This window comes from Negadavirga shengliensis, assembly GCF_042652345.1.
GTDB lineage: Bacteria > Bacteroidota > Bacteroidia > Cytophagales > Cyclobacteriaceae > Negadavirga > Negadavirga shengliensis.
Genome location: NZ_JBHSJJ010000005.1, coordinates 1 through 26,297, shown reverse-complemented (window position 1 = coordinate 26,297; position 26,297 = coordinate 1). Strand labels below are relative to the sequence as shown.

Annotated in this window: 19 protein-coding genes; 7 read left to right on the top strand and 12 right to left on the bottom strand. The window is 46.4% G+C overall.

Annotation, left to right across the window (positions count from 1 at the left end):
• Nucleotides 1-53 precede the first annotated feature (53 nt).
• The 3 genes from ACFPFU_RS10095 to ACFPFU_RS10085 form a co-directional block, all read right to left on the bottom strand.
• On the bottom strand, nt 54-1,325 hold the full coding sequence (locus ACFPFU_RS10095; RefSeq protein WP_377064089.1) for an endo-1,4-beta-xylanase: 1,272 nt from the start codon (nt 1,323-1,325) through the stop codon (nt 54-56).
• Nucleotides 1,326-1,386: 61 nt separating this feature from the next.
• Entirely contained in the window at nt 1,387-1,590 is a 204-nt protein-coding gene (locus ACFPFU_RS10090; protein WP_377064087.1) for a cation-transporting P-type ATPase, read from the bottom strand.
• A 41-nt stretch (nt 1,591-1,631) separates the two neighbouring features.
• Nucleotides 1,632-2,708: a hypothetical protein gene (locus ACFPFU_RS10085; RefSeq protein ID WP_377064085.1), complete on the bottom strand. Its 1,077-nt coding sequence runs from the start codon at nt 2,706-2,708 to the stop codon at nt 1,632-1,634.
• A gap of 312 nt (nt 2,709-3,020) precedes the next feature.
• Here ACFPFU_RS10085 and ACFPFU_RS10080 point away from each other — a divergent pair, with 312 nt between their 5' ends.
• Both ACFPFU_RS10080 and ACFPFU_RS10075 read left to right on the top strand, forming a co-directional pair.
• Nucleotides 3,021-3,698 carry a fibrobacter succinogenes major paralogous domain-containing protein gene (locus tag ACFPFU_RS10080; protein WP_377064083.1) on the top strand — a complete coding sequence of 226 codons (678 nt, stop codon included), beginning with the start codon at nt 3,021-3,023 and terminating at the stop codon, nt 3,696-3,698.
• 178 nt (nt 3,699-3,876) lie between these two features.
• Nucleotides 3,877-5,052, top strand: coding sequence for a Gfo/Idh/MocA family protein (locus ACFPFU_RS10075; RefSeq protein ID WP_377064081.1), 1,176 nt, complete (start codon nt 3,877-3,879; stop codon nt 5,050-5,052).
• Between the two features lie 187 nt (nt 5,053-5,239).
• On the opposite strand, the gene ACFPFU_RS10070 is transcribed toward ACFPFU_RS10075, so the two are convergent.
• The 9 genes from ACFPFU_RS10070 to ACFPFU_RS10030 form a co-directional block, all read right to left on the bottom strand.
• Entirely contained in the window at nt 5,240-6,046 is an 807-nt protein-coding gene (locus ACFPFU_RS10070) for an N-acetylmuramic acid 6-phosphate etherase (RefSeq protein WP_377064079.1), read from the bottom strand.
• 66 nt (nt 6,047-6,112) lie between these two features.
• Nucleotides 6,113-6,925: an HpcH/HpaI aldolase family protein gene (locus ACFPFU_RS10065; protein ID WP_377064077.1), complete on the bottom strand. Its 813-nt coding sequence runs from the start codon at nt 6,923-6,925 to the stop codon at nt 6,113-6,115.
• An 8-nt stretch (nt 6,926-6,933) separates the two neighbouring features.
• The gene (locus ACFPFU_RS10060) at nt 6,934-9,159 is read right to left on the bottom strand and encodes a ligand-binding sensor domain-containing protein (protein WP_377064075.1); all 2,226 of its coding nucleotides are present in this window, start codon (nt 9,157-9,159) and stop codon (nt 6,934-6,936) included.
• Between the two features lie 183 nt (nt 9,160-9,342).
• Entirely contained in the window at nt 9,343-10,530 is a 1,188-nt protein-coding gene (locus ACFPFU_RS10055; RefSeq protein ID WP_377064073.1) for a sialidase family protein, read from the bottom strand.
• A gap of 11 nt (nt 10,531-10,541) precedes the next feature.
• Entirely contained in the window at nt 10,542-11,591 is a 1,050-nt protein-coding gene (locus ACFPFU_RS10050; protein ID WP_377064071.1) for a polysaccharide deacetylase family protein, read from the bottom strand.
• 20 nt (nt 11,592-11,611) lie between these two features.
• Nucleotides 11,612-12,718, bottom strand: a complete 1,107-nt coding sequence (locus tag ACFPFU_RS10045) for a sialidase family protein (protein ID WP_377064069.1) — start codon at nt 12,716-12,718, stop codon at nt 11,612-11,614.
• On the bottom strand, nt 12,694-13,980 hold the full coding sequence (locus ACFPFU_RS10040; RefSeq protein WP_377064067.1) for a purple acid phosphatase family protein: 1,287 nt from the start codon (nt 13,978-13,980) through the stop codon (nt 12,694-12,696). Before ACFPFU_RS10040 ends, ACFPFU_RS10045 begins: the two co-directional genes overlap by 25 nt.
• A gap of 209 nt (nt 13,981-14,189) precedes the next feature.
• Nucleotides 14,190-15,602, bottom strand: coding sequence for an alkaline phosphatase (locus ACFPFU_RS10035; protein ID WP_377064065.1), 1,413 nt, complete (start codon nt 15,600-15,602; stop codon nt 14,190-14,192).
• A gap of 94 nt (nt 15,603-15,696) precedes the next feature.
• Nucleotides 15,697-17,862 (bottom strand): hypothetical protein, encoded by a 2,166-nt coding sequence (locus ACFPFU_RS10030; RefSeq protein ID WP_377064063.1) that lies wholly within the window; start codon nt 17,860-17,862, stop codon nt 15,697-15,699.
• Between the two features lie 379 nt (nt 17,863-18,241).
• Here ACFPFU_RS10030 and ACFPFU_RS10025 point away from each other — a divergent pair, with 379 nt between their 5' ends.
• The 5 genes from ACFPFU_RS10025 (at nt 18,242) to ACFPFU_RS10005 (ending at nt 26,135) form a co-directional block, all read left to right on the top strand.
• Complete coding sequence (locus tag ACFPFU_RS10025) at nt 18,242-19,099, top strand: ROK family protein (protein WP_377064061.1); 858 nt, start codon at nt 18,242-18,244, stop codon at nt 19,097-19,099.
• Between the two features lie 165 nt (nt 19,100-19,264).
• Nucleotides 19,265-20,515: an MFS transporter gene (locus ACFPFU_RS10020; RefSeq protein WP_377064059.1), complete on the top strand. Its 1,251-nt coding sequence runs from the start codon at nt 19,265-19,267 to the stop codon at nt 20,513-20,515.
• An 11-nt stretch (nt 20,516-20,526) separates the two neighbouring features.
• Nucleotides 20,527-21,690: a DNA-binding transcriptional regulator gene (locus tag ACFPFU_RS10015; RefSeq protein ID WP_377064057.1), complete on the top strand. Its 1,164-nt coding sequence runs from the start codon at nt 20,527-20,529 to the stop codon at nt 21,688-21,690.
• Between the two features lie 503 nt (nt 21,691-22,193).
• The gene (locus ACFPFU_RS10010) at nt 22,194-23,870 is read left to right on the top strand and encodes a hypothetical protein (RefSeq protein WP_377064055.1); all 1,677 of its coding nucleotides are present in this window, start codon (nt 22,194-22,196) and stop codon (nt 23,868-23,870) included.
• A 969-nt stretch (nt 23,871-24,839) separates the two neighbouring features.
• Entirely contained in the window at nt 24,840-26,135 is a 1,296-nt protein-coding gene (locus ACFPFU_RS10005) for a hypothetical protein (RefSeq protein ID WP_377064053.1), read from the top strand.
• The last annotated feature ends 162 nt before the right edge of the window (nt 26,136-26,297 follow it).

The following is a 26,297-nucleotide window of genomic DNA, read 5'->3' as shown; positions in this document are numbered from 1 at the left end:
AAAAACCCTGCTCCTCTTTCTACATTTATCGTGTTAAATCTGTGGTTCCTTTTTTATTTACCAAAATCCACCGCCACTTTGCCTTTTGATTTAGGCAGTTCAACCTCTCTGGACTGCCCATTTACAGTGACCTTGTATTTACCATAAAAAGCCGGTACCGTATACTCCCCATCACTGTCTGCCTTTCCGGAGGCCTTTGTCCACCATTCTTTAAAGATCAGGTTTTGATAAGCCTCGGCCGCCGGTGTGGGCGACCAATCTTTTTTGTACAGGGAGGATACCGGAATCCAGTTGGCCCCCTCCCAAAATCCCCACATAAGAATACCTTCTACAGCCGGATGGGCAAAACACAGCCTGTAAAATTCCACCAGCTCGCTGGCATTCAAGGCTGCCTCTTCGGCTGTCATTTCCAGTATTTTCTCCCGGTAAAACCTTGAGTTTTGGCCCGGCATGTTGAACTCCGTCACGCGGATGGGCAAACCGAACAGGGCCAGGGAATCCAGTGCTTTTCGGAGTTGTTCCCTATCAAAGGTCTCACCGTGGGAATGCCCCTGCACCCCTATTCCCGCAATGGGGACGCCCTGGTTCAACAGGCTCCGGATCTGGGTCATGTATCCCGGGAGGCTTTTGCCTGTGAGGATGTTGTAATCATTTAAAAAAAGCTTGGCATCTGGATCTCCGTTATGGGCCCACTCCGCCATTTTTTTGGTGATTTCCGGTCCCAGGCGATCTTCATAATAATTCCCGTGGACCATTTCATTGTTCAAATCATATTCCGCAAACCGGCCTCGATAGCGGGCGGTAACGGTTTCTGCCCTATCTTGAAGGGTTTTGGCCAGTGCATCGTCGTCCAGTGCCTTTACCCAAGGCTGGACAAATCTTTCTATTCCCCAGAAAAGGTTATGTCCACGGAGTGGAATCCCGTTTTTTTCCGTCCACTCCAGAATCCCATCTACAATAGCATAATTGACATTTCCTTTTTCCGGCTCCATTCCGGCCCATTTGACCGCATTTTCAGTCACTGCGGAATTGAAATTTTCCAAAAATTTCTCCTTATACTGCTTCACGTCATTTTCGGCCATGGAACCACTGACCATACTGTTGCTGATGGCCGCCCCAAACCAAAATTCATGGCTCAGTTGTTCCACTTCTATTTGAGCCCCCGGGCTGGCTTTGATGATCAATTCGCCTTTCCTGTGTTTTTCAATATCAGCATCAATATCTGCTCCTTGCGCCCGGGAAGTTGATATATGGGCAACAAAAAAAACAGCTATCATCATATAAATGAACATGTTTTTCAGAGAAGCGGTGCTGCGTGATCCCATTGGAATATCGTTTGGTTTTGGATGGAAAAGCTTTATTCGGTTCTGAAATATACAGAATTCATCAGAACGTACCAATGTCCTGGATTTGATTATTGACAGGTAGTTTCGTTTTTTGGAGACCGGTCATCCTCCTTTTGGCCGGGAGGACGTTCTTCCCATAGTTCATTACCCTCTTTTGTATAGCATCAGCCTTGAGGCCGGAGAGGGAACTCTCCAAATGCTGCAATGCTTCTTCCGCGGAAATATGATGCCAAGGTCGTATCATTACTTATCATAAAACATAGGGCAGCAGGATGCCGTCAGATTTTATTTGAATCCATGGATATAGAGGTCCCTCATCACTTCCACCTTCTCCGGGTCTTCAACAAGGGACACGTCCGAAAACATCATGATGCCGGAAGAGGGATATTTGCTCCCTTCAAGCATCACTTCCCTGAATTCCCCGGGTGAGACTATGCCGGGACTGTTATGTGCCTGTACTATGGGCCAAACCAATGGCGTTCCCTTCTTACCGGCCTGGGTTTGGCTTTCCAGCCAGTCCAAATATTGCCCCACCCAGACCGGCGGCCTGTCTTTCATTTTATGAAACAACATGGGAGAAAGCACATCTGCGATGCGGGCCAGTCCTTTCACATCAATGCCCAACGTGCGGTAAAGGGCTTCATGATGATTTTCAGGATACCATGCGCAATAATAAACCCCCAGCAGCGCCTCCGGTTGGTGGCTTTTCACAACATCCTTCATATCCTGCACCCAGCCATTTAAAATACTGTTTCTCCAGTCCCGCCACTCCTTATCAGCATGGGTCAGTATCCAGTCGGCTTTTTGGGAAATGTCTTCGCCCTTGACTTCCCTATCCGCGTACATTTCAAATTGACGGACACAACGGTTACAAAAACAGGTTTCAGGCAGTATGGGATAAGGCGTTTCAAACTGGGCATGCCAGTGCAAATAATTCAGAAAAACCCCATCCACGTCAAATTCATCCATAATATTTCTCAGTTGATTAGCCCGGTGTTCCTTGAAACCCGGATGCGTAGGACATATTCCCATAAACCAGTCCGCTGCTGGCTCCTGCTCTCCTTTTTCATTGATGGGCCAGGCCTCCGGGTGATCCTCAAGGTAATCTTTACCATTTAATGTTGGAAATTCCACAAAAACCTGGCATCCCTGCTGGCGGGCAGTTTCATAGAATTGAGGGGTTAAAGAGATGCTCCGCACAAAGACCGCATTCATACCCAAGGAATCGAAAAAGTAACCGGCTCTTAAAAGAGAACCGGGATTACCGTATACCCCTTTTACAAAAACCCTGTCCGCTTTTTTGTTTGACGAAGCGCACGAACTAAAAATAACCAGAAGCAAAAGTAGGTTGACAATTCCCATTGGAGATGTTTAGTTTATCTAACAGTATTTACAAAGCCAGAAAAGGCTGCTTACTGGCGACGCTGTATGGATGAACAACCCGTTCGCCAACAGTATGGTTTTCTGCATGAATGAACACCGTAATCTTTTTTAAATATAAATAAAAATCCAACGCCTCATCAGGGGTTTTGTCTTTTAAAAACGGTGACGGCAATCATTTTTTCATAAAAAAATTACCGGTAAATTTTCTTAAGTGACAAACAAGTCACTCATAAAATAATATGATATATGTTATCAAATGGTAAATCACCTGTTTTCACTTTTCTGATAACAATGATATTGTTAATGATGGTGAAAAGTGGCTGTCAACCACTGGAACCTCTCCATATCGATGAACCGGAAAATGTTATTGTAAGGGATATTGATGGGAATGTTTACCATCCGATCAGGATAGGCACTCAAATATGGATGATCGAAAATTTAAAAGCCACAAAATTCAATGATGGGACAAGGATCTCCCATGTTAAAAACAATCAGGAATGGCTGAGACACAACAGACTCAGGGCTCCTGCCTACGCTGAGTATGACAATACCCCTTCGAACGCGCACAGCTATGGTAGATTATATAATTGGCATGTACTGGGCAATGTCAAGAACATTTGCCCATCCGGCTGGCATGTGCCCTCAGATGTGGAATGGGAAATATTAATCAACTACCTCGGCGGGGTTTCTGAAGCAGGAAGAAAGCTTAAAGAAGCCGGAATCACCCATTGGAAGTCCCCCAATACCGGTGGAAACAACATCAGTGGCTTTACCGCCCTCCCCTCCGGTAAGCGCCAAGCCTCAGACGGTAAGTTCAGTGGATTTGGGGAGGAAGGCCTCTGGTGGTCAAAAACGGAAATTACCAATGAGCTCGCCTCCGCTTTTCAACTGTATTATGATTACAGCGGGATGGGTGTGCTGGGTTGGAACAAAGGTGCCGGGTTTTGTATACGCTGTATCAAGGATTGATCCTTTGATAAAGCCGGGTCCCATGAAGACAGCAGAAATCCAATAAACAGGGTTATTTTCATGTATGGCTTTTTCATTTAAAAATCAAATCCGCAATCGTGCAGTGAAATGTGAAATTTTTAACAACAATTTGATAAATTGGAAAATACTCTATATCTACTATTTGTTTTCAATACATATGAAAAATAAGATTTCACGCAAAAAATTCTTGGAGAATATATCCCTCATGGGAACAGTTGCGGCCCTGACCCCCTTTTCTTTGCAAGCGGCGACGGTCTATCGACAAGAAAAAAAAATTAAAGTAGGCGTAATAGGCTGCGGGAGCGTCTCCACCCAATACCTCCCTCACCTCTCCAGGTCTCCCCATGTGGAACTGGTCAGTGCTTGCGACATAAAACCCGACAGGGCAAAATCCCAGGCGGAAAAGTATGGCATCCCTTTTCACTACGACCACATAGACAAAATGCTTGCCGGGGAACCCTTCGACTTATTTGTCAACCTCACCAACATGCAAGAACATTATCATCTGAACAAACAGGCTATTCAGAGCGGGAAACATGTTTGGAGTGAAAAGCCCTTGGCCAATACCTATAAGCAGGGGGCAGAGTTGCTCCGGCTTTCGAAAGCACAGGGGGTCCGGTTATGGGGTGCTCCCGCGGTGGTGAACAGTCCACAGTTCGCTTTTATGTCCAAGGCGGTTCAGGAGGGGAAACTGGGCAAAATCGCCGCTGCCCATGGACACTATGGCCATGAAGGACCCAATTGGTCCGCCTTCTTTTTTGAGGAATTGGGCGGCAGTATGCCCGACCTTGCCGTGTACAATTTGGCTACCCTCTCAGGCCTTTTGGGTCCGGTAAAATCCGTCACTGCCATGCTGAACATCATCACCCCTTCCCGGACCACGGACGACAAAGGTCCGATAAAGGTGGAAGCCGAAGACAACGCCATGATCCTGATGGAACATGAAAACGGGGCTTTATCGCATGTACAAAGTGGATTCAATTATTTTGATCCTTACGGGCATGAGGGAAAGGGTCAAGAAAGACCTACTATCAGCCTCTGGGGCACCGAAGGCAACATGCACCTGATAGGATACGACTGGGCGCCCTCAGGAGTGGATATGGCCACCAAAAATGATCCGAAAACCCAACGTCATGTGGAAGATCCCGGCACCTATGTCTGGCAAGAGGGGGCTTCGGTCATTGCCGAATGCCTGGCTACGGGAAAGGAACCTTTGATCAACGTAGAACACTCCCTTCATGTGTTGGAAATTATAGAAGCCGCTAGAAAATCGCAGAAATCGGGCAAACGTATCGCTTTGGAGTCCAGGTTCACCTGGCCTATTATAAAATAGGCAAAACACAGGTGGAATTTAATATTTGGCATAAAAGGACGTCACACCGTTTTGCTGATTAAAACTTGCCTGGACCTCAAATACCTCTGAAGCAATATATCTTCCTTTACCACCTCGACATAAAAAAGCAGGGTTTTGTCCTATTTAACAGCCATTATCCGGCTGGTCCTGTAAATCTCCCTTTCCGTTAAGCCAGAGAATCAAGCGCCTTCCGTACCGATCCTTGTTCCATCAGTAATTTCTTTGCCGCTTCGTAATCGCTGATACCTGCCCTTTCCATCAGCATTTTTACGCTACGGTCAATTATTTTATCGTTGATCAGGATCACATTCACCATCTTGTTATCCTCTACCCTTCCCAACTGTATCATGGTGGCCGTGCTGATCATGTCAAATACCATCTTTTGCACAGAACCGCATTTCATCCTCGTGCTACCTGTGACAAATTCAGGTCCGGTGATTACTTCGACGGGAAAATCCGCCACCTGTGCAATAGGAGAATCCGGATTACTTACCAGACAACCTGTGGCAATGCCATTATCTTTGCAGGCTTTTAGAGCAGCCAAAACAAAGGGGGTGGTCCCGCTGGCAGAGATCCCCAATACAAAATCCTTACCGGACACCTGATGGTCCTGCAACGTTTTCCATCCGGCTTCCCGGTCATCTTCTTCTTCCTCCCTGGCCTCCACAAGATGCTCAACCCCTCCCGCGAGAATAACATTGACCACGCCTTTTGGAATCCCATAGGTTGTAGGCAACTCGATCGCATCCAGAACGGAAAGCCGCCCGCCGCTTCCGGCTCCCAGATAAAAAAGCCGCCCGCCCGATCGAAGCCTTCCGACAATTTCTGTAATAAGCTTGTTGATTTGAGGCAAAGCCTTTTCTATGGCCAGGGGTACTTTTTTGTCTTCATTATTGATATGCCTGGTCAGTTCCTCTATGGACATCTTTTCAAGGTGCCTGTACAACGAGGGCTGTTCTGTAATTTTCGTCATGAGTATATAGGGCGTTATATTTTAAGTGAAATTAAACCTTCTGTCTCCGATATAAAAAACGTGGTGTTAGACAATATGCGGATCATCATTGGAATTCAGATAGTCCCCTTGTCCTGTTTCTCTTTTGATCTTATACAGGTCATGCCTTAACCTCTGATTAAACAAGGCATAGTCAGAACTGTGTATGATGATATTTACCCCTTTTTTTATCCAATGCACCTGTCTTTCAGCAGATCCCGAAAAATGAATTCCTACTCCAAGGTTTTTTCCATGACACTTGGAAATTATCTCTTCGACAACCGACGCGAAATCGGGATGATCATAATTCTCAGGCAGTCCCATGCTTACGGAAAGGTCATGAGGGCCTATAAAAACGGCATCCAGACCCTTTACTGATAATAGGCGATCCAGATTTTGGACCGCGGGCATACTCTCAATATTGGCAATACAAATATTCCCCCTGTTGAGCTCGGAAATATAATCTCTTAAATTGGGTGTCATTGGCTCTCCTCTGCCACTCAAAAACTGCTTTAGCTGCTCACCTTTTAGAGGTCTGTATTTAGTGGCGCCTACCAATCCGACAATCTCTTCCTCTTTTTCAAGGTAGGGGGCCACTACTCCCTTTGCCCCGGCATCAATCATCTGGCAAGCCAAAAAAGGGTCAGGCCGGGAAATCCTCACTATGGGGGTAATGCCTCTCCCACCGTATGTCTGACATAAATGCCCCACTTGACTCCTATCTAAAGAAATGTGTTCCGTGTCGATGAAAACAAAATCAAGTCCTGCTTTTTGTATGGCATCAGGCCAGAGCGGATTAAAGGAAGTGACACAGGTCCCGTAGACATGTATTCCCTTTTTTATCTTCTCAAATGTTTCCATGGTCAAACCTACTCTTGCACCGGTTCACTGATGACCTCCAAATATCTCCCCATCCAATAAGGAAGCAGCCAAATATCCCCGGCGCTGCTTTCTGCCCTGCCGTCATTCCCACCATCCAGGTCAAACCGGTTGGCATTGTGCCGGCGTATGGCCAATTCATCAGGCGGCAGTACTTCTTTTGTACTTTGCCTTCTAAAATTAGGCGCTATGATTTCAATATCTTTCCTATGGCTGTTTCTGACCGTCCAATTGATCAGGTCCAAAGGATATTCCTGAAGATACCAAATGGCCTCTTCAAGGTCAAAGTTGTCCGGAGCCACCAAGGCTGTAAAGATGTTCCACAGCCCATCTTTTTCCGGCCTCTCGGCTTCCCAGTGGTCGATGATGGCTTCTTTGTATTTGGCTTTTAGGGTATCGTTAAAGGCATAGCGGTAAAGTCCCCAATACCCCAAAAAGTACATTTCATCATCGGAATGGTTCCAAGCCTCTGAAAGCATCTCAGCCCATTGATCCGTGCCCTCTTCCGCTTTGCCTATCTCCTCCATGGGCCTCATCAGGTTTTCCAGATACCCATGCTCCTCCATGAGCATAAATGCCTTTTTCTTATATATTTCCTTTTGGGTAAAATGATAAGCTGTTTGCAGCATGGCCACAATGTTGGAAGAGTTCAGCTTACGATCACCCACCATTGTGGGGAAGCCGTTTACATAATCAGGATGCCATTTCCCCCAAAGCGTGGGCTTTCCATCGTAATCGATGAGGTACCAATCATTGTCCACAATGTGCTGCATCAACTCATCCAACAACCGGATTGCCTTTTCTTTTATTTCCTGATCATCCACCAACTCCGCGATGACGCCGAAGACAAACACGTGACCGATCGCCTCATCACTGCTTGTCGTGGCCTTCCAGTCCCATTCCGGATGACTGGCATGCTGCCAGCGCTCGGGATCTGACAGTTTTTCTATATAACCCCTCCTGGCAAATGACCTGGAGGGAAATCCATGGATGGGGTTAACCGTGTATAGCCTTTCCATCGCATCCAGCGATTCCCGGACGTTTTGGAGGGCCTCATCAGATCCCGTCACCGCATAGCGGAATGCCTCTCCTCCAAGATACATGGAGGTCCAGAGCCCATCGTTATCAGAGTCTCCCAATCTTCCGGTATTGAAATTACCTTTTTCCATTCCCACCAGCGAGGCATTAAAACCATAGCGTATGTGCCGCTCACGAACCTGTTTATCGTAGTACCGGGCTTTGTCAAAAAGCGTCTGCGCGGTAAAAACCAGCCTGCTTAACCCCTTATCGGTCAGCACAAGTATTTCCTTGTTTTTTCCTTTGCTAATGTGCACCACTTCCTCACCCGGCAACCAGCGCTCTCCATGATAATAGTTGAACCCGCCATCATCCTTAAGCATAAAAGCACCTTTTTCAGAACCAAACCAGAGATGGTCATCAATTTCTTTGACGGCGGTCAGCACCGGCCAGGGCAGTCTGTTGTCTTTTTGACCCGATATTTTCCCGGAGGCTATGTCCAATCTCATGTAGCCGTCTTTGGTACCTATCACGATTTGTCTTCCTCCTCTTGCAAGGTCAAAACAGGTAAAGTCCTTTCCGGAGTAAATTTCTGTCATGCTCCTTTCCGAAGGAAAAAAAGCATAAATTTTTTCCTGGGTCAGTATGTAGAAAATATTTTTTGTGTCGTCAAAAACGAGGTCCAAAGCTTCTGAGCCGGTAACCGCACCTTCCCAAACCAAACTGGAATCGGCATAATAGTGGAACCGGCTGCCATCTGAAACCAGAAATGAAAATCCCTTCCCGCCTTTAAGCAAATGCGCCCCGGAAAGAGCATGGTCTATAAATAAAGATCCCGCCCAGGCGTTGCTCAGGACCGCGTGGTCATCAAGATAAACGAACTGGTCTTCATAAACATCCATGTCCGACAGGCTTTTGTCTTTCATGGGCAGATAGGTCCTATCGGCTACCATGGTGCCCGGATATAAAAAAGCCCCATTATGAGGTCTGTACAATCCTTCCTTCGTGATCACCTGGAGTGTACCGTTCCGGTCCATAAATGCCTTTTTCATGGTTAGCCCCTCATCCGGTGTGAAATATTTGATACTGTATTCCTGTACAAAAGGACGGTCTTTATGCACGGCGGTCTGTGCTGCTAGATGAGATGAAATAATCATCAATGTATAGAAAAATACGGATAATTTAAACTGTTTTTTCATTATGGATTTCGTTTACCTTTGGGATTGAAAACGGTCATAATAAAGTTGTCCGCCCGGGACAAAGTCCCAAAGCGGACAAAACTTACCTAACCTAACTACTAAAGTCAAATCATTATTCCCAAATTTTGAACAAATGATCTACTCACCTGTATTACCCACAACCGTGATGATCGTACTATCCGGTTAAAAAATTTTCTTGGGATTAATTACCAGATATTTTATGGATTTTTGATTACCCTGTAAATGATAAGAATAGGTGATATGCAAGCGGTTATCGCGGGTTTGGATCAGACTGGGATAAGAATGTCCTCCCTCGCCTTTCTCCCCGTCTTCCAGGTAAACCTTCCACTTCCAGGATTCTCCCTCATCATCTGAAAGATACAATGCCACCCGGTACCTACCATCGTCTATATCATTGCCAAGGAAAGCCCAATGCCCGCTATTGAGTACCTGCAACTCCACACTGGCGGTATTGGGTATCTCTATTTTTTCGGCTGCCGACCAGGTCTCCCCGTTATCTGTGGATATACTTTTTTGCACCCGGGTAGGGGCATCACCGCTATCCCTCATGTATGCGACAATATCGCCGTTAGCTTTTCTGGCCAATGCGGGCTGAATGGGGCCCCTCCCCACAATCGGCAAACTGGGCCGCCAAGTCTCCCCATCATCATCGGAGATGGCCGCCAGGGAAAAGTTATACCCGTCTGAGTAAAGCGGAAGCAGTATCCTGCCTGACGGGAGAAACAGGGGCTTGATTCGGGTCATCCAGCCTATACTCCTTTTTTTTACGTCCCTGCTGGCGTCTATGATCATTTCATCGTATAAAGGCGCATACTCAGACCATCCGGCCCGGTTTGGCGGAAGCTCCTTAAACTTTTTTGCTACTTCTTCAGCGAACCCTTCCCCCGGTTTCAGCAAAATATTGTCCTGCCATTCCCAAATGGGCGCCCCGTTATTGTTGTAATTATTGGAGGTTCTGACCCTCAGGATAGACTGCTCCCAGCGATTGGCTTGAACCGCTATCCAGACCAAAAACAATTTGCCTTCTTCATTCAGGAATAAAACCGGATTGCAGTCAGGAAGGTCCGGCGTATCCGCCAGCAAAAACGGTGCTCCCCATTCCTTGTCTCTCTTTCTTAGCCTGGCCCCCATGATTTTTACATCATCCGCCGTACGCTCTCCCGAACCCTGAAACCAGGCTGCCAAAAAATCGCCATTTGGCAAAGCCACTATACTGCTCCCATGAACATGATCCCCTTGTAAGGGGAAAATAAGGGTTTCGGCTTCCACCACTTCTTCTTTTGGAATCACTTGGGAAAAGGCGGTAAAAGCTAAAAACAACATCCCATTAAACAAACCGATTTTTTTCATACACATTTTTATCATTTTACCGCCCCCCTTCTCTGCATCACTTCCCTCCAGGTAGTTAAAAGTATTCCCTCCCTTTCAATATATTGCTGGAGATCCGGGTCTATCATGGCCAACATATCGGCGTACCTTGATCCTCCGGAAGCGCTGATCCTGTCAAAAGTCCGGTTATCTCCATTACTGTGAACAATGATCATGGCAAGCCCCGGCTCCATGGCATCCAGTATTTCCTTGAACTGTTCCACTTTATATTTTCCCCATTCTTCATCAGAAGGATTACCATCAGGTTTCCAGCTTCCGCTTATGGTATGCAGGTCATCCAATACCGGCAGTCCCGCATCCCATATTTTCTTTCCCACCTGTGGGGCTTTGACCAACAGTTCATTTTTGGGCAGCTCCACGCCATCATTATATTTGCCCTCTTTTTTCAAGCGTTTCACAAGATTTTCATTCATGGAAAGGGAAAGCAACTTATTGTTTCCGCCCGGAAACATCACAGGAATCCCGTATTCAACACCTACCTTAATGTACCTTTCCAAAAAAGGCTCATAATAAAAGAGCGTTCCCATGTGGCTATCCAAATGAGTGGGATGCATGCCCATGCTTTTCGCCCTTTCTATTTGGGCACGTATTTCCAATTCCACCTCCTCGGGCCTTGCGTTTTTCACCACCTCTTCTACGGACGGCCAAAGCGCCCCCTCTTCATCCACAAGCGTGGGAACCTGACTTTTCCCCGCCACCGGATGCCAGCGGTAATCCTTCCACTCAGAGGTCAATGTCAGGTGGATACCGGCGTCCATCGGCTCTTTCGCCGCATACCTTGCAAAACTAGCCGACCAGGGGCAGGGCATCATGACGCTACAGGAGGTAGCCACACCTTCCTCTATGGACCGAATGGTGCCTTCGTTGGATTCATAAGACATGCCCGCATCATCCACATGGAAAATGACAACTTTGGTATCCGGTGGAAATCCCAGCTTCTCCGCATAGGTTTCTCCGGTTTGGGCTTTTATACTGACACCAATCAGAAAAGCCGCCATACATAACAACTGCCTTTTTAACATTTTTACGGATGTTAAGCTGTTTAAAAACCTTTTATCGCACCTTTCCAGAAAGCCACCCGCTGCCGGTTCCATGTATAACAGGCAACGAGATGCCCGTCTTCATGAAAAATAGCGGGGTAAGACAATTCATCTTTCTCCCCTTCCCCTTTTTCTATATCATATTTTAAGGGCCAGGTTTTCCCATTATCTGTGGATATGGCCACTGTAATGGGATACCTCTTGCCCCAATTTCCCGAAACGGGGTTGTAGATCAGTGCAACCTTTTCACCGCCTAGATGGGCTACATCAATCCCGCTGTTGTTGTTAGGCAAATCGGTCCCGGTGATTTTTGACCATGTTTTTCCATAGTCCTCGGAATCGCTTCTGCATATTTTCCCTGAGCTGCTGCGCATGAGCATATGCACATGGCCGGGTCTGGATTCCCATAGGGCCGGCTGAATCACTCCCTCACCGGTAACCTCATTCCTGTCCAGGTCCAGTTTATCGGTTGCCACCCAAGTATTTCCTCCGTCTTCGCTCCGGTCGATGAACACGTCCCATACTTTATCCCTTTCAATGGAAGCGGGAGCCAGCCAAGTACCGTTTGATAACACCAGCATGTGGTTTCTCACGGGACCTCTTCCCCCTTTGTCCCCAGGTACCAGTTCCCGGGCTTCGGACCAGGTTTCACCCCCGTCTTCAGAATATTGCACCCAGGTTTCCCAGAAATCGATCTCCTTGCCTACCTTGAAATACAGGTATACTTTTCCGTCAGGCGCATTAAAAAGGACAGGGTTCCAATGGGGATCATTTCTTACTTTGACCAGCAATTTTGGCGCAGACCAATTTCCAGGTTTGCCTTTTGCCGTCCAAATCCCCACGTCGTCGTGTTTTTCATAGGATCCGGCAAACCAAGCCAACAGGTAATTCCCATCCCCCAATCCGGTAATAGTGGAGGCATGGCACTGGGCAAATGGCCGGTCATCACCAAATACATGTTCGTAGGTTACCGTATTGAGTTCCATATCGCTATGTTGAAGGTCATCGGAAATATCAACCGCTGATGAATGGCTCTGGGACTGCTGGCACGACTGCCAGAATAAACCTCCACAAAATGAGGCGATTAATGCAAACTTTCTAATTTCCATGGTGCTTGTTTATTGTCCAAAGGGTTAGCGGGATAAGTGTCAATTACGTTTCCGTCCTCATCCACAGATATAATATTAAATGCTGATCCTTGTAAAGTCACCAGCGTAAATGCCCTGATTGATTGGGATTTTTCCAGGTACCAGGTGGTAGCCGCATCATGGACTTCTCTGGGATTGGTGCCCCAGGAACCATCTCCTATGTACACCACGCCATCCTGATGTATTTCGTTGTTTTTGAGGGGGTAAGTGCGCTTGTAAGCATGGTCATGGTTTTCAAAAACCAGCTTGACACCGGCCTTTTCGATCATGGGCAGCCAATGTTCCCTTACCCTGCTTTGGGAGGTGCCATTGAAGTCCCTTACCGAAGGATACGCCGGCACATGGTACAGAGGGATGATGTGTGTCTGTTCATTTCTTATGGCCAGTTCTCTCCTGAACCATTCTTTTTGCACACCATCGATCGGATTGGTGTGATCGGAATCCAGGAGAAAAAAGCTGAGGTATTCCCCAAAATCCAACACCCCATAACCAGGCTGGCCCGGAAATGCGAAGAGGTTATAATAATAAGGGGCTATCTTGGCCCTGCTTTCATCATCAAATTTGAAATCCTCATGCCTGGAAAAGGAACCGCTCAGTACTTCATGGTTGCCTATGCCTAACACCAAAGGAATGATACGGCCGTCTTCCATGATGAGCGTGTTTTTCACTGCGTCGAACCACTGATACCACCTATCCAGGTTCTTTTCCAAGGCATTGGCATACGCCAGATCGCCGCCGATCACCGCAAAATGAGGATCATAGCTTGCCACCTGTCTGTTGGTCTTTTCCATAAACGCCTGATCATGCATAGAATCCCCGCCAATGGCTATACGAAGAGGCTCTTCGGAAATATCTTCGGGCATCGTCCGAAAATAATATACCTGGGCGTCTTCGCCGAACTTGATTTCATAATTATGCCGGGGAGTCAGACCCTTCAGCGCCACCCGGTGAATTTTTCTGTCCGAATAAGGGAAATCATGAACCCTGCTTTCGGACTTTTTCCAATCATCGGTTCCTTTCAGCCTGTAGTACAACACCTGTTTATCAGATGAAGTAAGGTGCCAGTCAATGCTGATGGTCCGCAAGGGGTCATCAGTCCAAGTAAGGAAAATGGCAAGAGGCTCCTCTTGCGGGCGGACATCTTTGGCATCAACAGCCTGGCCCCATGAGGAAAACATGAACAAAAGAAGAAAGACTTGAATGGGTTTTGAATTGAAATTCATGATTTTGTATATGTTTTAGTACTGTTTTACAATTGACCCGGAGGCAAGAAAAATTCAGACGTGTAAACGAAGTGATCCTCTCCCCCTGAGTATACCTTGTTTTGTAGCTGTAGGACTATTTTGACAAGATATAAAAAAATGCGCCATATGGAAACAAAGCCATGAGAGCGGCTCCCATGGCTTGTGAATCAGCTGTTTCGATGGAAATCTCAATATGCAAATGCTAGATTACCCACTTCTGCCGCGTCCAACATGAACTGGTGCAATTGATAATTTTCGATAAATGCAGGCAATTTTTGGCTGCCTGGTCCATACATCGCCAATTCCACGTGATCGCCTGAATGGTTGGTGCCACCCCATTGGATACTGGTATGGGGTGCCTGCAACTGGGCCAGGAGATGCATGGGTCTTTTGCCGGAATCATACATCCCCTCTTCATTCACCACCTGATAATCTTTAAGAATGGCCACCGCATCCTCATTGGTCAGTTGTATGCCTTGGTAGGCTTCGATCAGGTCCCTGACCTGCGCGGGAGTATTTTCATGAGAAAGCTGCATAAGCAACCATTCATTGGATTTTGTAGTCGTGTACAGGTTAGCGAATTTCTCATTGACTTTGCTGTTGGAAAACAAGCCGGGGTTGGAATTTCCGTGATCGGTGGTGATCACCACCAGGGTCTCTCCATCCTGGGCCGCAAAATCCAAAGCCACGCCCACGGCCTCATCAAAATCCAACTGGTCATATATCAACGCCGGCGCATCATTGGCATGGGCTGCCCAGTCCACTTTACCCCCTTCTATCTGCATGGCGAACCCCTTGGGATTGTTTTTCATCAAATCGATGGCTTTGCGGATCATCTCAGCCAGAGAAGGGACATTCTTTTTGAGTTCAACATCATTTTCTCTATCTATGGCATAAGGCAGGCCTCCCTCGCTAAAGACTCCCAAAACAGGTGTACCTCCCTTCATTTTTTCCATATCGGCTTTTGACCTTGCCACCGCTATCCCGGCCTTTTTAAAATCCCCGTATAGGTCCCTGCCATCCTTTCTTTTGGAGGCATCGAAAAATTCGTCTCCGCCACCCATCATGACATCAAATTTAAGGTCCAGGTATTTTTCGGCTATTTCCGGCTGAGCGCTCCGGCTTTTAAAATTGACACAAAAAGAGGCCGGTGTGGCATGGGTGATCTGTACGGAAGTGACACAGCCTACTGCCTTGCCGGCGGCTTTGAATTTCTGAAGGATGGGCATATGTTCTTCTCCATTGGACCCAATGTTCAATGAGCCATTGGGTACTCTCCGGCCTCCTCCCCACGAACTTCCTGCTGCTGCCGAGTCGGTTACCAGTGCATTGGCTGAAGCGGTTTCCATTAAAGACCTGGTCACCCCTTCCCGGCTATATAGATCCATCCACCGGCTTCTTTTGCCCGTTTTCTGATAAAACAGGAGGTCCGCCATATTCAAGGTGCCGGTGCTCATCCCGTCACTCACCATAAAAATGATGTTTTTGGCCTTTTTGTTTTTATAGTTTGAAGCATGGTTGGCAGCCTGCAAGCCCGGAGCAAAAGAGGCCACGCCCAGGGAAGCAAGTACACCATTCCTGAAGAAATCCCTTCTTTTCATTTTAATCTATGTTTAGTTTTTCCAAATTTAATTTATGCCCATCAAGAAATAATCTCCTTAAAGTTATCAATTTATGATAAAAAGGACGTGCCGCTTATGGAATCACCCCCAAGTACCTTCCCATCCAATAGGGCAAAAGGTATTCATCCCCGGTAAGTTCTGTTCTCCCTCCCCTTCCTCCATCCAGTTCGAAAGGGTTGGTATTGTGCCGGATAATCCTTCTTTCATCCTGGTGGATCAGGTTTGGGGTTGTTTGGCCTCTGAAATTCGGCTCCAAAAACTCCAAATCTTTCCTATGGGAGTTTTTCACATCATACCTTACCAAATCCCACGGAAAACCCTCGAGATGCCACCGTACCGACTGCTGGTCTATTGATCCTTCGGTACCATAAGTGATGATGCTCCACAGTGCGTTTCTCTCCGGTTTCTCTATCTCCCAGTGATTGCGGATAACCCAAGCGTAATCTTTTTTCAACTGTTCGTCAAATGCATAACGGTACAAAACCCAATAACTGAGAAATGCCATTTCATCATCGGAGTGGTTCCATCCTCCATCTCCCATGTTGTGCCCCTGAAATATTACATCAGGGGTAGCGCCAATTTTACGGAGATCGATTTTGATATTGTCAAGATACCCATGCTTTTCCATTAATCTATAGGCCTCCTCTTTATAAAGAGCCTTTCCGGTAAGTGCATAACCCAACTGTAAACCCGCTATCAGGGTGGTACTGCCCAATTTTCTGTCCACCACGGTTTCCGGATACCAATTGATATACTCCGGATTCCACCTGCCCCATAGTGTAGGCTCACCATCTATATCCACAAAATAATAATCATTATTTATCATATGCATGAGGATTTCGTCTATGAAATCCGCAACGCGTTTTTTCTCTGATTCGGTTTCCACTACAAATTCATCCATCACGGCCGCCACAAAGATATAGCCTACAAATTCATCGCTGCTGGTATGCCCTTTCCATTCCCAACCCTTGTCCGGTGAGGTCCTCCATTTGGTGGGGCCAGAGACTTTGTATCCCGTCCGCTCAAAGGTCCTTGAAGGAAATCCTTCCAGTTGATTGACCGAAAGCAACCTTTCAAAGGCTTCAAAAGATTCCCATGCATACCTTTTGGCTTTCCCGTCCCCGGTGGTAGCATACTTAAAGGCCATACTGCCCAAATAGAAAGAAGTCCACAATCCATCGTTATCATCATCCACCAAGACATTCATTCCAAGATTGTCCGGATCCGTGAGTTTCGTCTCTGTAGAAAATCCAAAGCGGATATGCCTCTTTCTGATTTTGGCTTCGTAATGAGCCGCTTTATCTGCAAGGGTAACTTTCCTGAATTCTATTTCATTTAATCCGGTGGGGGACAAAATGTAAGGATTTCCTTTTGAATCAAATCCCATATCCACCACTTTATTGTCATCCAGCCACCTTTTGGATGCATAATACCGAAAACCGCCATCAGGTTGTCTTTTAAAAACACCTTCCGGGGTGCCGGCCCACAGTTCCCCTCCATGCACCGCCAAATGATAAATATCCGGAACAGGAACCTTCCGCTGCCAGTCAAATCTCTGGCTCTGATCCGTCAAAGAAATTCCCTTGTAACCACCATGACTACCTATAAGAATCTCATCTTTCCTAAAAGCCACACTTTGCAGCCCCTTCATTTCAAAAATACGTTCGGGCTTTGATGAAGCCGTTATTTTTAATAGACTATCTTTGGTCTGAAGATAAAAAACACCTTCATGTACATGGACTTTTATGATATCAGATGGGATTCCTGACAATTCCCTCAACTGCCCCCGAAAATATATACCTGCATTTTTTCCCCCAGCCAAAAGTACTTCCCCTGTATGATTAACCGCCATGAGCTGGTATTTACCTGACGGGAATTCCCCGTAAGGCTTTCCCGCCAAAGCATTGGTCAAAAAATGATCTTCATAAAGGTAGTATAAATAACCTGTTCCCTCCTGCGCATAAATATCAACAGGGATTTTTCCCGCAAGGGAACTGTACCGGATGTCAGGTATCAATTTATCTTCAAAAAGCCAAAACAGCCCCTTATCGCTCAAAACATAGACTATATCATCATAATCTATTACAGTCTTTTTAAGTCTTAATTGTCCATCATGGCCGGCTACTTTATATTGATGGGAAACAGCCTGAATAAAGGGCCTATCCTCAACCTGTGCACTAACTGTTGCTGACCAAAAACAAAACCAAGCCAATAAGCCTGGCAAACAACCCTTCATCATAATATTGTTAATTTATTTTAAACATTCTAATTTTTAGAATAGGGGTAAAAAAGTCTACATTCCACTTCACCCACAAGTATAGACTATACCTTGTTAAAAGAATATGGGCTATTGGATCAAAGCTGGGGAGACATATGGTATTATGGTTTGAACAGCGGCCACCCAGTTTTATGAAATGCCTTTAAAAAATTTAGTGTCGAAATAGCCCATTATCCTGGTTTTCGTGTATAAAAATGGAAGCTGCAAGGATACAAACCAACTATAAACTCTGATTTTCAGAGCGTAAACCCCAAGTATTCCCAGTTTCGATTGGTATTGATAGTGGAGGTAAATATATTTGTAATTTGATTTTTTAAAAAAATCCATCTACGGAAGTCATATGAATATAGGAATAGATTTAGGAGGCACAAAAATCCAGGTTGGAATAGAAAAAGATGGCAAAATCATCCATCAGACCAAAGCGCTGCTGAAAGAAAAAGACAATCTTACTTCCACTTTGGATCAGGTCAAGCAATTTATCCGGCCACTTACGAAATATAAGGTGGATGGGATAGGAATAGGTGTGCCTTCCGTGGTGGATGTGGAAAAAGGGGTTGTCTATAACGTAACCAATATTCCTTCGTGGAAAAAGGTAGCGTTAAAGGATATTTTGGAAAAGGAATTCGACCTTCCTGTTTTTGTGAACAATGATGTCAACTGTTTTGTATTGGGCGAACACAAGTTCGGTGTGGCCAAGGATTACAGTTGTCTTATAGGTATGTCCATTGGAACCGGCTTGGGTTCAGGAGTGATCATCCGGAACAAACTTTATACGGGCATAAACTGCGGGGCAGGGGAAATAGGACTGATACCTTATAAAGACAAAAACATCGAATATTATGCCAGCGGCAATTTCTTCAGCAGTTTTTACGATACCACTGCATTGGAGGCCTACAAAGCCGCCAAAAAAGGTGATGAAGCAGCATTAAAACAATGGAGGGAGTTTGGTTACCATTTCGGTTCTGCTGTACAGGTGGTCATGTATACCTATGATCCCCAAGCCATCGTGATCGGGGGATCGGTGGCGAATGCTTTCCCGTTTTTTAAGGAAACCATGGAAGAAAGTTTCAGTGATTTTATTTATCCGGAGTCTATCAAGAAACTTAAAATCCATGTCAGCCAAAACGAAAATATCGCCCTTCTCGGTGCCGCTGCACTGGTTGATCTTTCCTTGGAACATATCAACGGTGTGGTTTGATATCCCGCACAGAAAGTCCCAGACACGGCCTTTGCGTATTATGAGGTGAACTATACGTATTTTATGCAAAAAAGAGGGGCTTGTTCCCTCCCAAAGACGTCCTTTACCATGCATAACTTGTCCTTAAGGAGCAAGAACAAGCATCAATAAAATAAACTTAATGACATGAAGCGAAATAACCTGATAGTAGCCCTGATATTGTTGATATTTTTTGTCATTTCCTTTTTAACCAACATTCTGGGGCCCATCATCCCGGACATCATTGACAGTTTCACACTGAGTATCGGATTGGCCGGATTTCTTCCCTTTTCTTTCTTCGTAGCCTATGGGGTCATGTCCATCCCTTCGGGGATCCTCGTCGAAAAATACAAAGAGAAAAAGATGCTGGTGGTTGCATTTTTCATGGCCTTCATGGGAGCCCTGTTTTTCGCCGTAATCCCAAGTTTTCCCATTGCACTTTCTTCCTTGTTTGTCATTGGGATAGGCATGGCCATGCTTCAGGTAGTCATCAACCCCTTGTTGAGAACGGCTGGAGGAGAGGAGCATTTCGCGTTCAATTCGGTCATGGCCCAGTTGGCATTCGGAGCAGCTTCCTTTCTGAGCCCTTTGTTGTACAGCTATCTGGTGACCAACATGCACACAGACGACAGCTCACTGCTCATCACGACACTGAACAATCTGGTTCCTGAAAGTCTAAAATGGGTTTCCCTGTACTGGGTCTTTGCGGTAATATCTTTTATCATGATCATCATCGTCTACTTGGCGAAGTTTCCAAAAGTAGAGTTAAAGGAAGATGAAAAAATCGATGTAGGGGTGTCATTCAAGGAATTGTTGGCGGACAAAGTAGTCATGCTGTACTTTTTGGGAATTTTCAGTTATGTAGGCACAGAACAGGGTATTGCCAACTGGATTTCAAAGTTCTTGCAGACTTATCATGGCGTAGATCCCGCGACCACAGGGGCCTCTGTTATCTCCTACTTTTGGGGCCTGCTTACCATTGGTTGCCTCTTGGGGCTGATACTGCTTAAATTCATAGACAGCAGGAAAGTATTGGTAGGGTTTACCTCGGGAGCGATCATAGCACTCTTGGTAGCACTGTTCGGAACGGAGCAAATGGCCATCATCGCATTCCCTTTAACCGGCTTCTTTGCATCCGTGATGTGGTCCATTATCTTCTCGCTGGCGCTCAATTCCGTTTCCAAACATCACGGTACTTTTTCGGGCATCCTCTGTACAGGCATTGCGGGTGGGGCCGTAGTGCCATTGATTGTCGGGGGGATTGCGGAATTGGTAGGGTTAAGGTTTGCCATGCTTTTCCTTTTGATCTCTTTGGGTTATATTTTAAGCATCGGAATATGGGCTAAACCTTTGGTAAACAACGCGACGATAAGTAGTTTCAAGGATATTTTCAAATAAATCCACATGGTATGTATAAGATCATCCTTTTATTGGATTTTGCGGAAGAGTACAGCAAGAGTCTGCTAAAAGGTATTTCAAAATACTCTGCTGAACATGGCCCCTGGACCTACTGCAGGATGCCCTTGTATTACCGTGAAACCATTGGTATCGAGGGTATTCTGGACTGGGCGAGAGAATGGGGGGCCCATGGCATCATTGGCCAGTTATACAATGAAATGGACCTTAAGCTCATTGTTGATTCCAAAATACCTGTCATCGCGCAGGATTTCAAGGAGAGGTTCAAAGAACTGCCCAATATCACCGGGGCCTACCGGGAAGCAGGTCAGCTCGGAGCTGAATACTTCCTTAAAAAGGGATTCAAGAACTTTGCTTTTTATGGCTTTAATGATATTGTGTGGTCCAGGGAGAGGGCTGAGGGTTTTGAGAAAAAAATCAATTCCGTAGGTTATAAAGTCAACTATTTTGAACACAGAAAATCCCGTTCGACTGACCTTTGGTACTATAAGAGCAACTCCCTGAGCAAGTGGCTCCTGTCACTGCCGAAACCCATCGCCTTGATGACCTGTGACGACAACCAGGGGCTGCACATCACTGAGGCATGTAAACAAAACAGGATCCGCATACCGGAAGAAGTGGCCGTTTTGGGGGTAGATAATGATGAAATGCTCTGTGAGCTGTCTGATCCGCCTTTGTCCAGCATCGGGTTGGACATAGAAAAAGGGGGTTATGATACCGCCAAACTCATGGAGCACATGATCCAAAACGGACCGGATGATTACTATGATATCGTGGTCAAGCCCACCCAGATCATCACGCGGCAGTCCACCGATATCTATGCTACTAACGACGATTACATCGCCTCCACGCTGAAGTACATCCACAAAAACATCGAAAAAAACCTTCAGGTGGATGAGGTGGTCCGACAGGTTCCCCTGTCCCGAAGGAGCCTTGAAAAGCGTTTTTTGCAGATAACGGGCTATCCGGTTTACAAGTACATTTTTAACCTGAGAATAGAAAAGTTCACCCAGAAACTCCTGGAGACCGACCAGACCATTTTCGAAATCGCCTTGGACATGGGCCTGAATGACAGCAAAAACATCGCCCGGCAGTTCAAACAAGTCAAAGGCTGCAATCCCATTGAATACAGGAAAAGGTATCTGGCGGGAAAGTGAGGGGGATGGGGGATAGCAGCTTGAAGGTCTTTGAATACGTCCAAGCATTTATAAAATAGATGTCAGGTGCTTCGCTGTTCCGGTGGTAATGTATCGGTATTTGAATTTCAAAAAAAATCACTTGGCGTTTTTAAATAGATCAATTTCCCCCTGTGTCGTGTGACATCTACTTTGACGCATGCCCAGCACACCCCTACTCCACCGCGGCGGAGCAATCTTGCGCACGGTCTTCCCCGCCACGGCGGGGGACCGAGGGGCGAGCGAAGGGAAGCGTCATTCTGCGTATGACATCACACTCGTTCCCATTTTAAAAGAGCACAGCTTAGCTACACCTAAATCCATCAAGCATTTTGGATTTAGCACCTGAAAAATACAGGACAAACAAATCTGCCCCTCGAAATAGAATTTATCTTGTTAATATGCGTGAAAACCGCTAGTTTATGATCATCTTTATTTATACGGGAAAATAACATCGAACCATTTTAAAAATCTTCCGGAAATTGATGGATACCATAAATACTTATGCAATGAAATACAGGTTCTTCCTTTTCTTCTTGTTTGCAGGCGTTTTCAATGCGGCACAGGGGCAGACCAACAGCTCGCAAGAAAATACGGTGGTCACCTCCACCAACAAAAAAACCCAGGTACGCGAAGGTGAAAATGGGAAATTACACATAAATGTGTCCAAAAAAGATGCTCAAAAATTCAAACACAACGGCCTGGTCCGCTACAGTGACTTCGGTGCCAGTGGCGATGGACAAACCGATGACATAGATGCCATCGCTGCCGCCCATGTGTATGCCAACCAGCATGGCCTTCCTGTGAAAGCCGACGGGGGTGCCACTTACTACATCGGCGGGAAGAGCCGCACCGCGGTCATTCAAACCGACACCGATTTTGGCACGGCCGCATTTATCATCGATGATACCGAGGTCCAGGACCGTACAACCCCCGTTTTCCGGGTCAGTTCCAGCCTGACCCCGTTCAAGCCCGAGGGGATATCTTCCCTTAAGAGGAATCAGGAGAAAATCGACATTTCCTTGCCCGGAACCTGCCTTATCACTGTCACCGATGCCAACGTAAAGCGGTACATCCGGTTCGGGCCGAACCAAAACAGCGGGGCCCCGCAGACGGATATTTTTATCGTTGACAAGGACGGCCATGTGGATATGGATGCCCCGATCATCTGGGACTTCGACCAAATCACGGACATTACCGCCCTTCCACTTGACGAAACTACGCTGACCCTTAAGGGAGGCTTTTTTACCACCATTGCCAACAGGGCCGAGTCAAAATACACCTACTACAGCCGGGGCATTGCCATCAGGCGTTCCAATGTGGTTGTGGACGGTTTGGAACACCGCGTCACTGGCGAAGGCGAGCATGGCGCGCCTTATGGCGGCTTCCTCAATATCGCCGAATGCGCCTACGTGACCGTCCAGAACACGGTCCTGACCGGGCGCAAAACATACCAGACCATTGGCTCAGCAGGGGTTCCGGTCTCCATGGGCAGCTATGACATCTCCCTTAGCCGGGCCCTTAATGTTTCATTTGTGAACTCCAGCCAGACGAATGACATCAACGACAACCAGTACTGGGGCATCATGGGTTCCAACTACTGCAAGAACCTGGTTTTGGACCATTGCACTTTTTCCCGGTTTGATGCCCACATGGGTGTGGCAAACGCTACCATCCGCAACTCTACATTGGGCCATCAGGGGATTAATGCCATCGGCAGCGGGACTTTTACCGTGGAAAATTCCACCCTGCATGGAAGAACCCTCATCAACCTGCGCTCCGACTACGGCAGTACCTGGCAAGGAGAGGTCCTGATCCGCAATTGCGACTTTGTGCCTGCAGGGGGCAGACCGGTCAGCGCCAGTCTGATCGGCGGATCGAATTCCGGACAGCATGATTTCGGCTACACCTGTTATATGCCTGAGCGGATCACCATCGAATCCCTCCGTATTGATGACTCCAACCATCCTGAAGATTATCAGGGTCCCGCTATTTTTGCAAGTTTCAATCCGGATATGACTGATGATTCTTACCAAGAGCAATTTCCCTATGTCAGAACAAGGGAAGTCATTCTTAGGAACGTAACCACCAACAGTGGCCAGGCCTTGAGACTCAGCGATAACCCGTTTATGTTCAAGAATGTAAAGGTAAATACTGATTGATGGACGCTGAATGGATACCTGTTTTGAGGGAAGTCGTCCCCCTGGCCGGAAAGGGGGAAATTCTTCCTAATTAACCAAATGATCAGCAAAATTCTGCCTTCTCGAGGTAGAAAAATTTGGTGTTTTCAAAAGAGAAAGGACGGTATTGATTGCCTATACCATGGAAAGCGTGGCCGTCATGTGTAGCGTGCAATTAGAGGCCGTGGGTAAATATATCCCTGGATCTGCCTATTGAAGGCTTGCCTGAAATACATCATTATCGGGAGGTAATCCCGGCCAACCGGGAAAACAGTCTTCCTGTAGATGATCGTCAAGGCATAGATCAGAAATGTCTTTGGCATAAAGACAGGTAATTGTTTTCTATTATCCTTTTACTCTTCTGTTCTTTTTGTCCCCGATACGCTGCGCTGGTCGGGGCAGGCTTTGACACAAAAAGTCAAGACGCAAAAATCCTTCTCCCCGCAAGGCCCGCACACCCTCGCTCCCGACAGCTGTACCGCCCGCTGGGATCGCGTTGTCACGGTTTGCAGCTTTGTCAATTAAACAGAAAAATTGCCGCTTCTCGCTATGACGAAAAAGTTCGTCATAGCGGGTTAGAAAAAAGGTAACCGGGATAGGTTCCCTTTGATATTGGATCGGCTAGGAACCGGACTGGGATAGGGGATGGGTAGACATCAGCATTGCTATGGATAGGATATGGAGTATCCTTGCTTGTTACTTGCTTTAATCCTGCTTTAGACTTGGCTTTAACTTGCTTTTAATTGGTTCACCGACAGCGTTTTTATGAAATAGTATTATTGATTCAAAGGGCGATCACGAAACAGGATATTTGCCAACCATGTAAAATCCGTGGCCGAAATTTACTTTTAAAATGGTCTTTAGCGCCTTTCCTACAGTATATAAGGGTAAATCAGCTTTTTATAAAATCATTCATTTACCTTAAGGCTATTTACTTAATCAAAATATGACATGGCAATTAACAGACAGACTTTTATTTCTTTGATCATTGCGGGCATGGCACTGGGAACGGCTTGGGCCATCAGGGGACAGTTTGGACACGAGCAGGGAGCAGCCTGGGCAGGAGGGATCGGCTGCCTTGCCATTATCCTTTTGGCCAAAAGACAGGATTGGTACAACAAAGCCATCAAAGCAGCCTTTGCAGGTGCTGTGGGCTGGGGACTGGGCGGAATGATGAGTTATGGTGCAGTGGTGGGATACGGTAGGGGCATCGAATTCGTCAATGTATATTATGGTTTGGCCATGCTTTTTGTAATCGGGGGCTTGTACGGTTTTATTGGCGGAGGGTTGTTTGGACTGGTCCTGGCGGATAATCCGGATAAAAAAATAAAGTGGCACCGGGTAATTACAGAAATGACAGTGGGCGGTGTGATTTTTTATTATTTTATCATCGAGCAGCTGGGCATCCAAATGACCCCTCCCCGGTCAGAGGCTTGGGGAGTTTGCGCAGGCATAGGGCTTGCCCTGATGTATTATCTGGCGAGAACCGGGCAGCATGGCGCCATGCGCGTCGCGGTCTATGCAGGCCTTGGCGGAGGCTTCGGATTCGCTTTTGGCAATTTCCTCCAGGTCATGGGCAATGTGGCCCAGGTCAGGTTCAACATGTGGAACGTGATGGAATATTCCCTGGGCTTTTTCGGGGGGATAGGGATGGCCTATGGCACCTTTACTTCCAGTTGGCCGGAAGAAAAGGCAGTGACCCGATACAATACTTCCAATTTATCATTACCATTGATAGGCCTGGTACTCTTGATCCCGTTCTTTGTATGGCAGCAGTCTTTCATCATGAAAGACCTGCAACCCACATTGGACAGATTGACCGGAGGCGACAGCACCGGTTTGGTGAGGACAGTACAATGGGCAGCTTTTTTCTTTATGATCATCCCTGCGACCTATTGGCTGGCCACTTTTTCAGGAAAGAAAAACCAATTGGAAGCCAGGTTTTCCCAAAAAGAAATCAGCGGTTTGTTCATCGGGTATTTTCTGATATACATCGTTTTTACCATACTGATCACCGGGTCCTTCCTCAGTTTTTACAGAATAGAGCAGTTTCTGTACCTCATCAATTTTGCGGTCATCCTTTTGGTCATACCCAAATTCACCCCAACAGAAACATTCAAACCTATCTCTCCAAAGAAATGGACCTTGATCCTGTTCCTGCTCCTGGTATTTGTGGCGCTTTTAAGCCTGATCGCCATCAACAGCCATGGGGAAATGCCGGGGATGAACCGAAGGTTTGAGTTTTGAAACGTATCTCTGGGTGTAGATTGAATCTACACCCCCTCGACTTTGGCTATTTACTAGACATAAAATAAAAAGAGGCTGCAATTTGGAATTGTGGTCTTTTTTATTGATTTTTATATCTAGTTATATGACTAGATATGGGATATCCGACTAAAATCCAGCTCA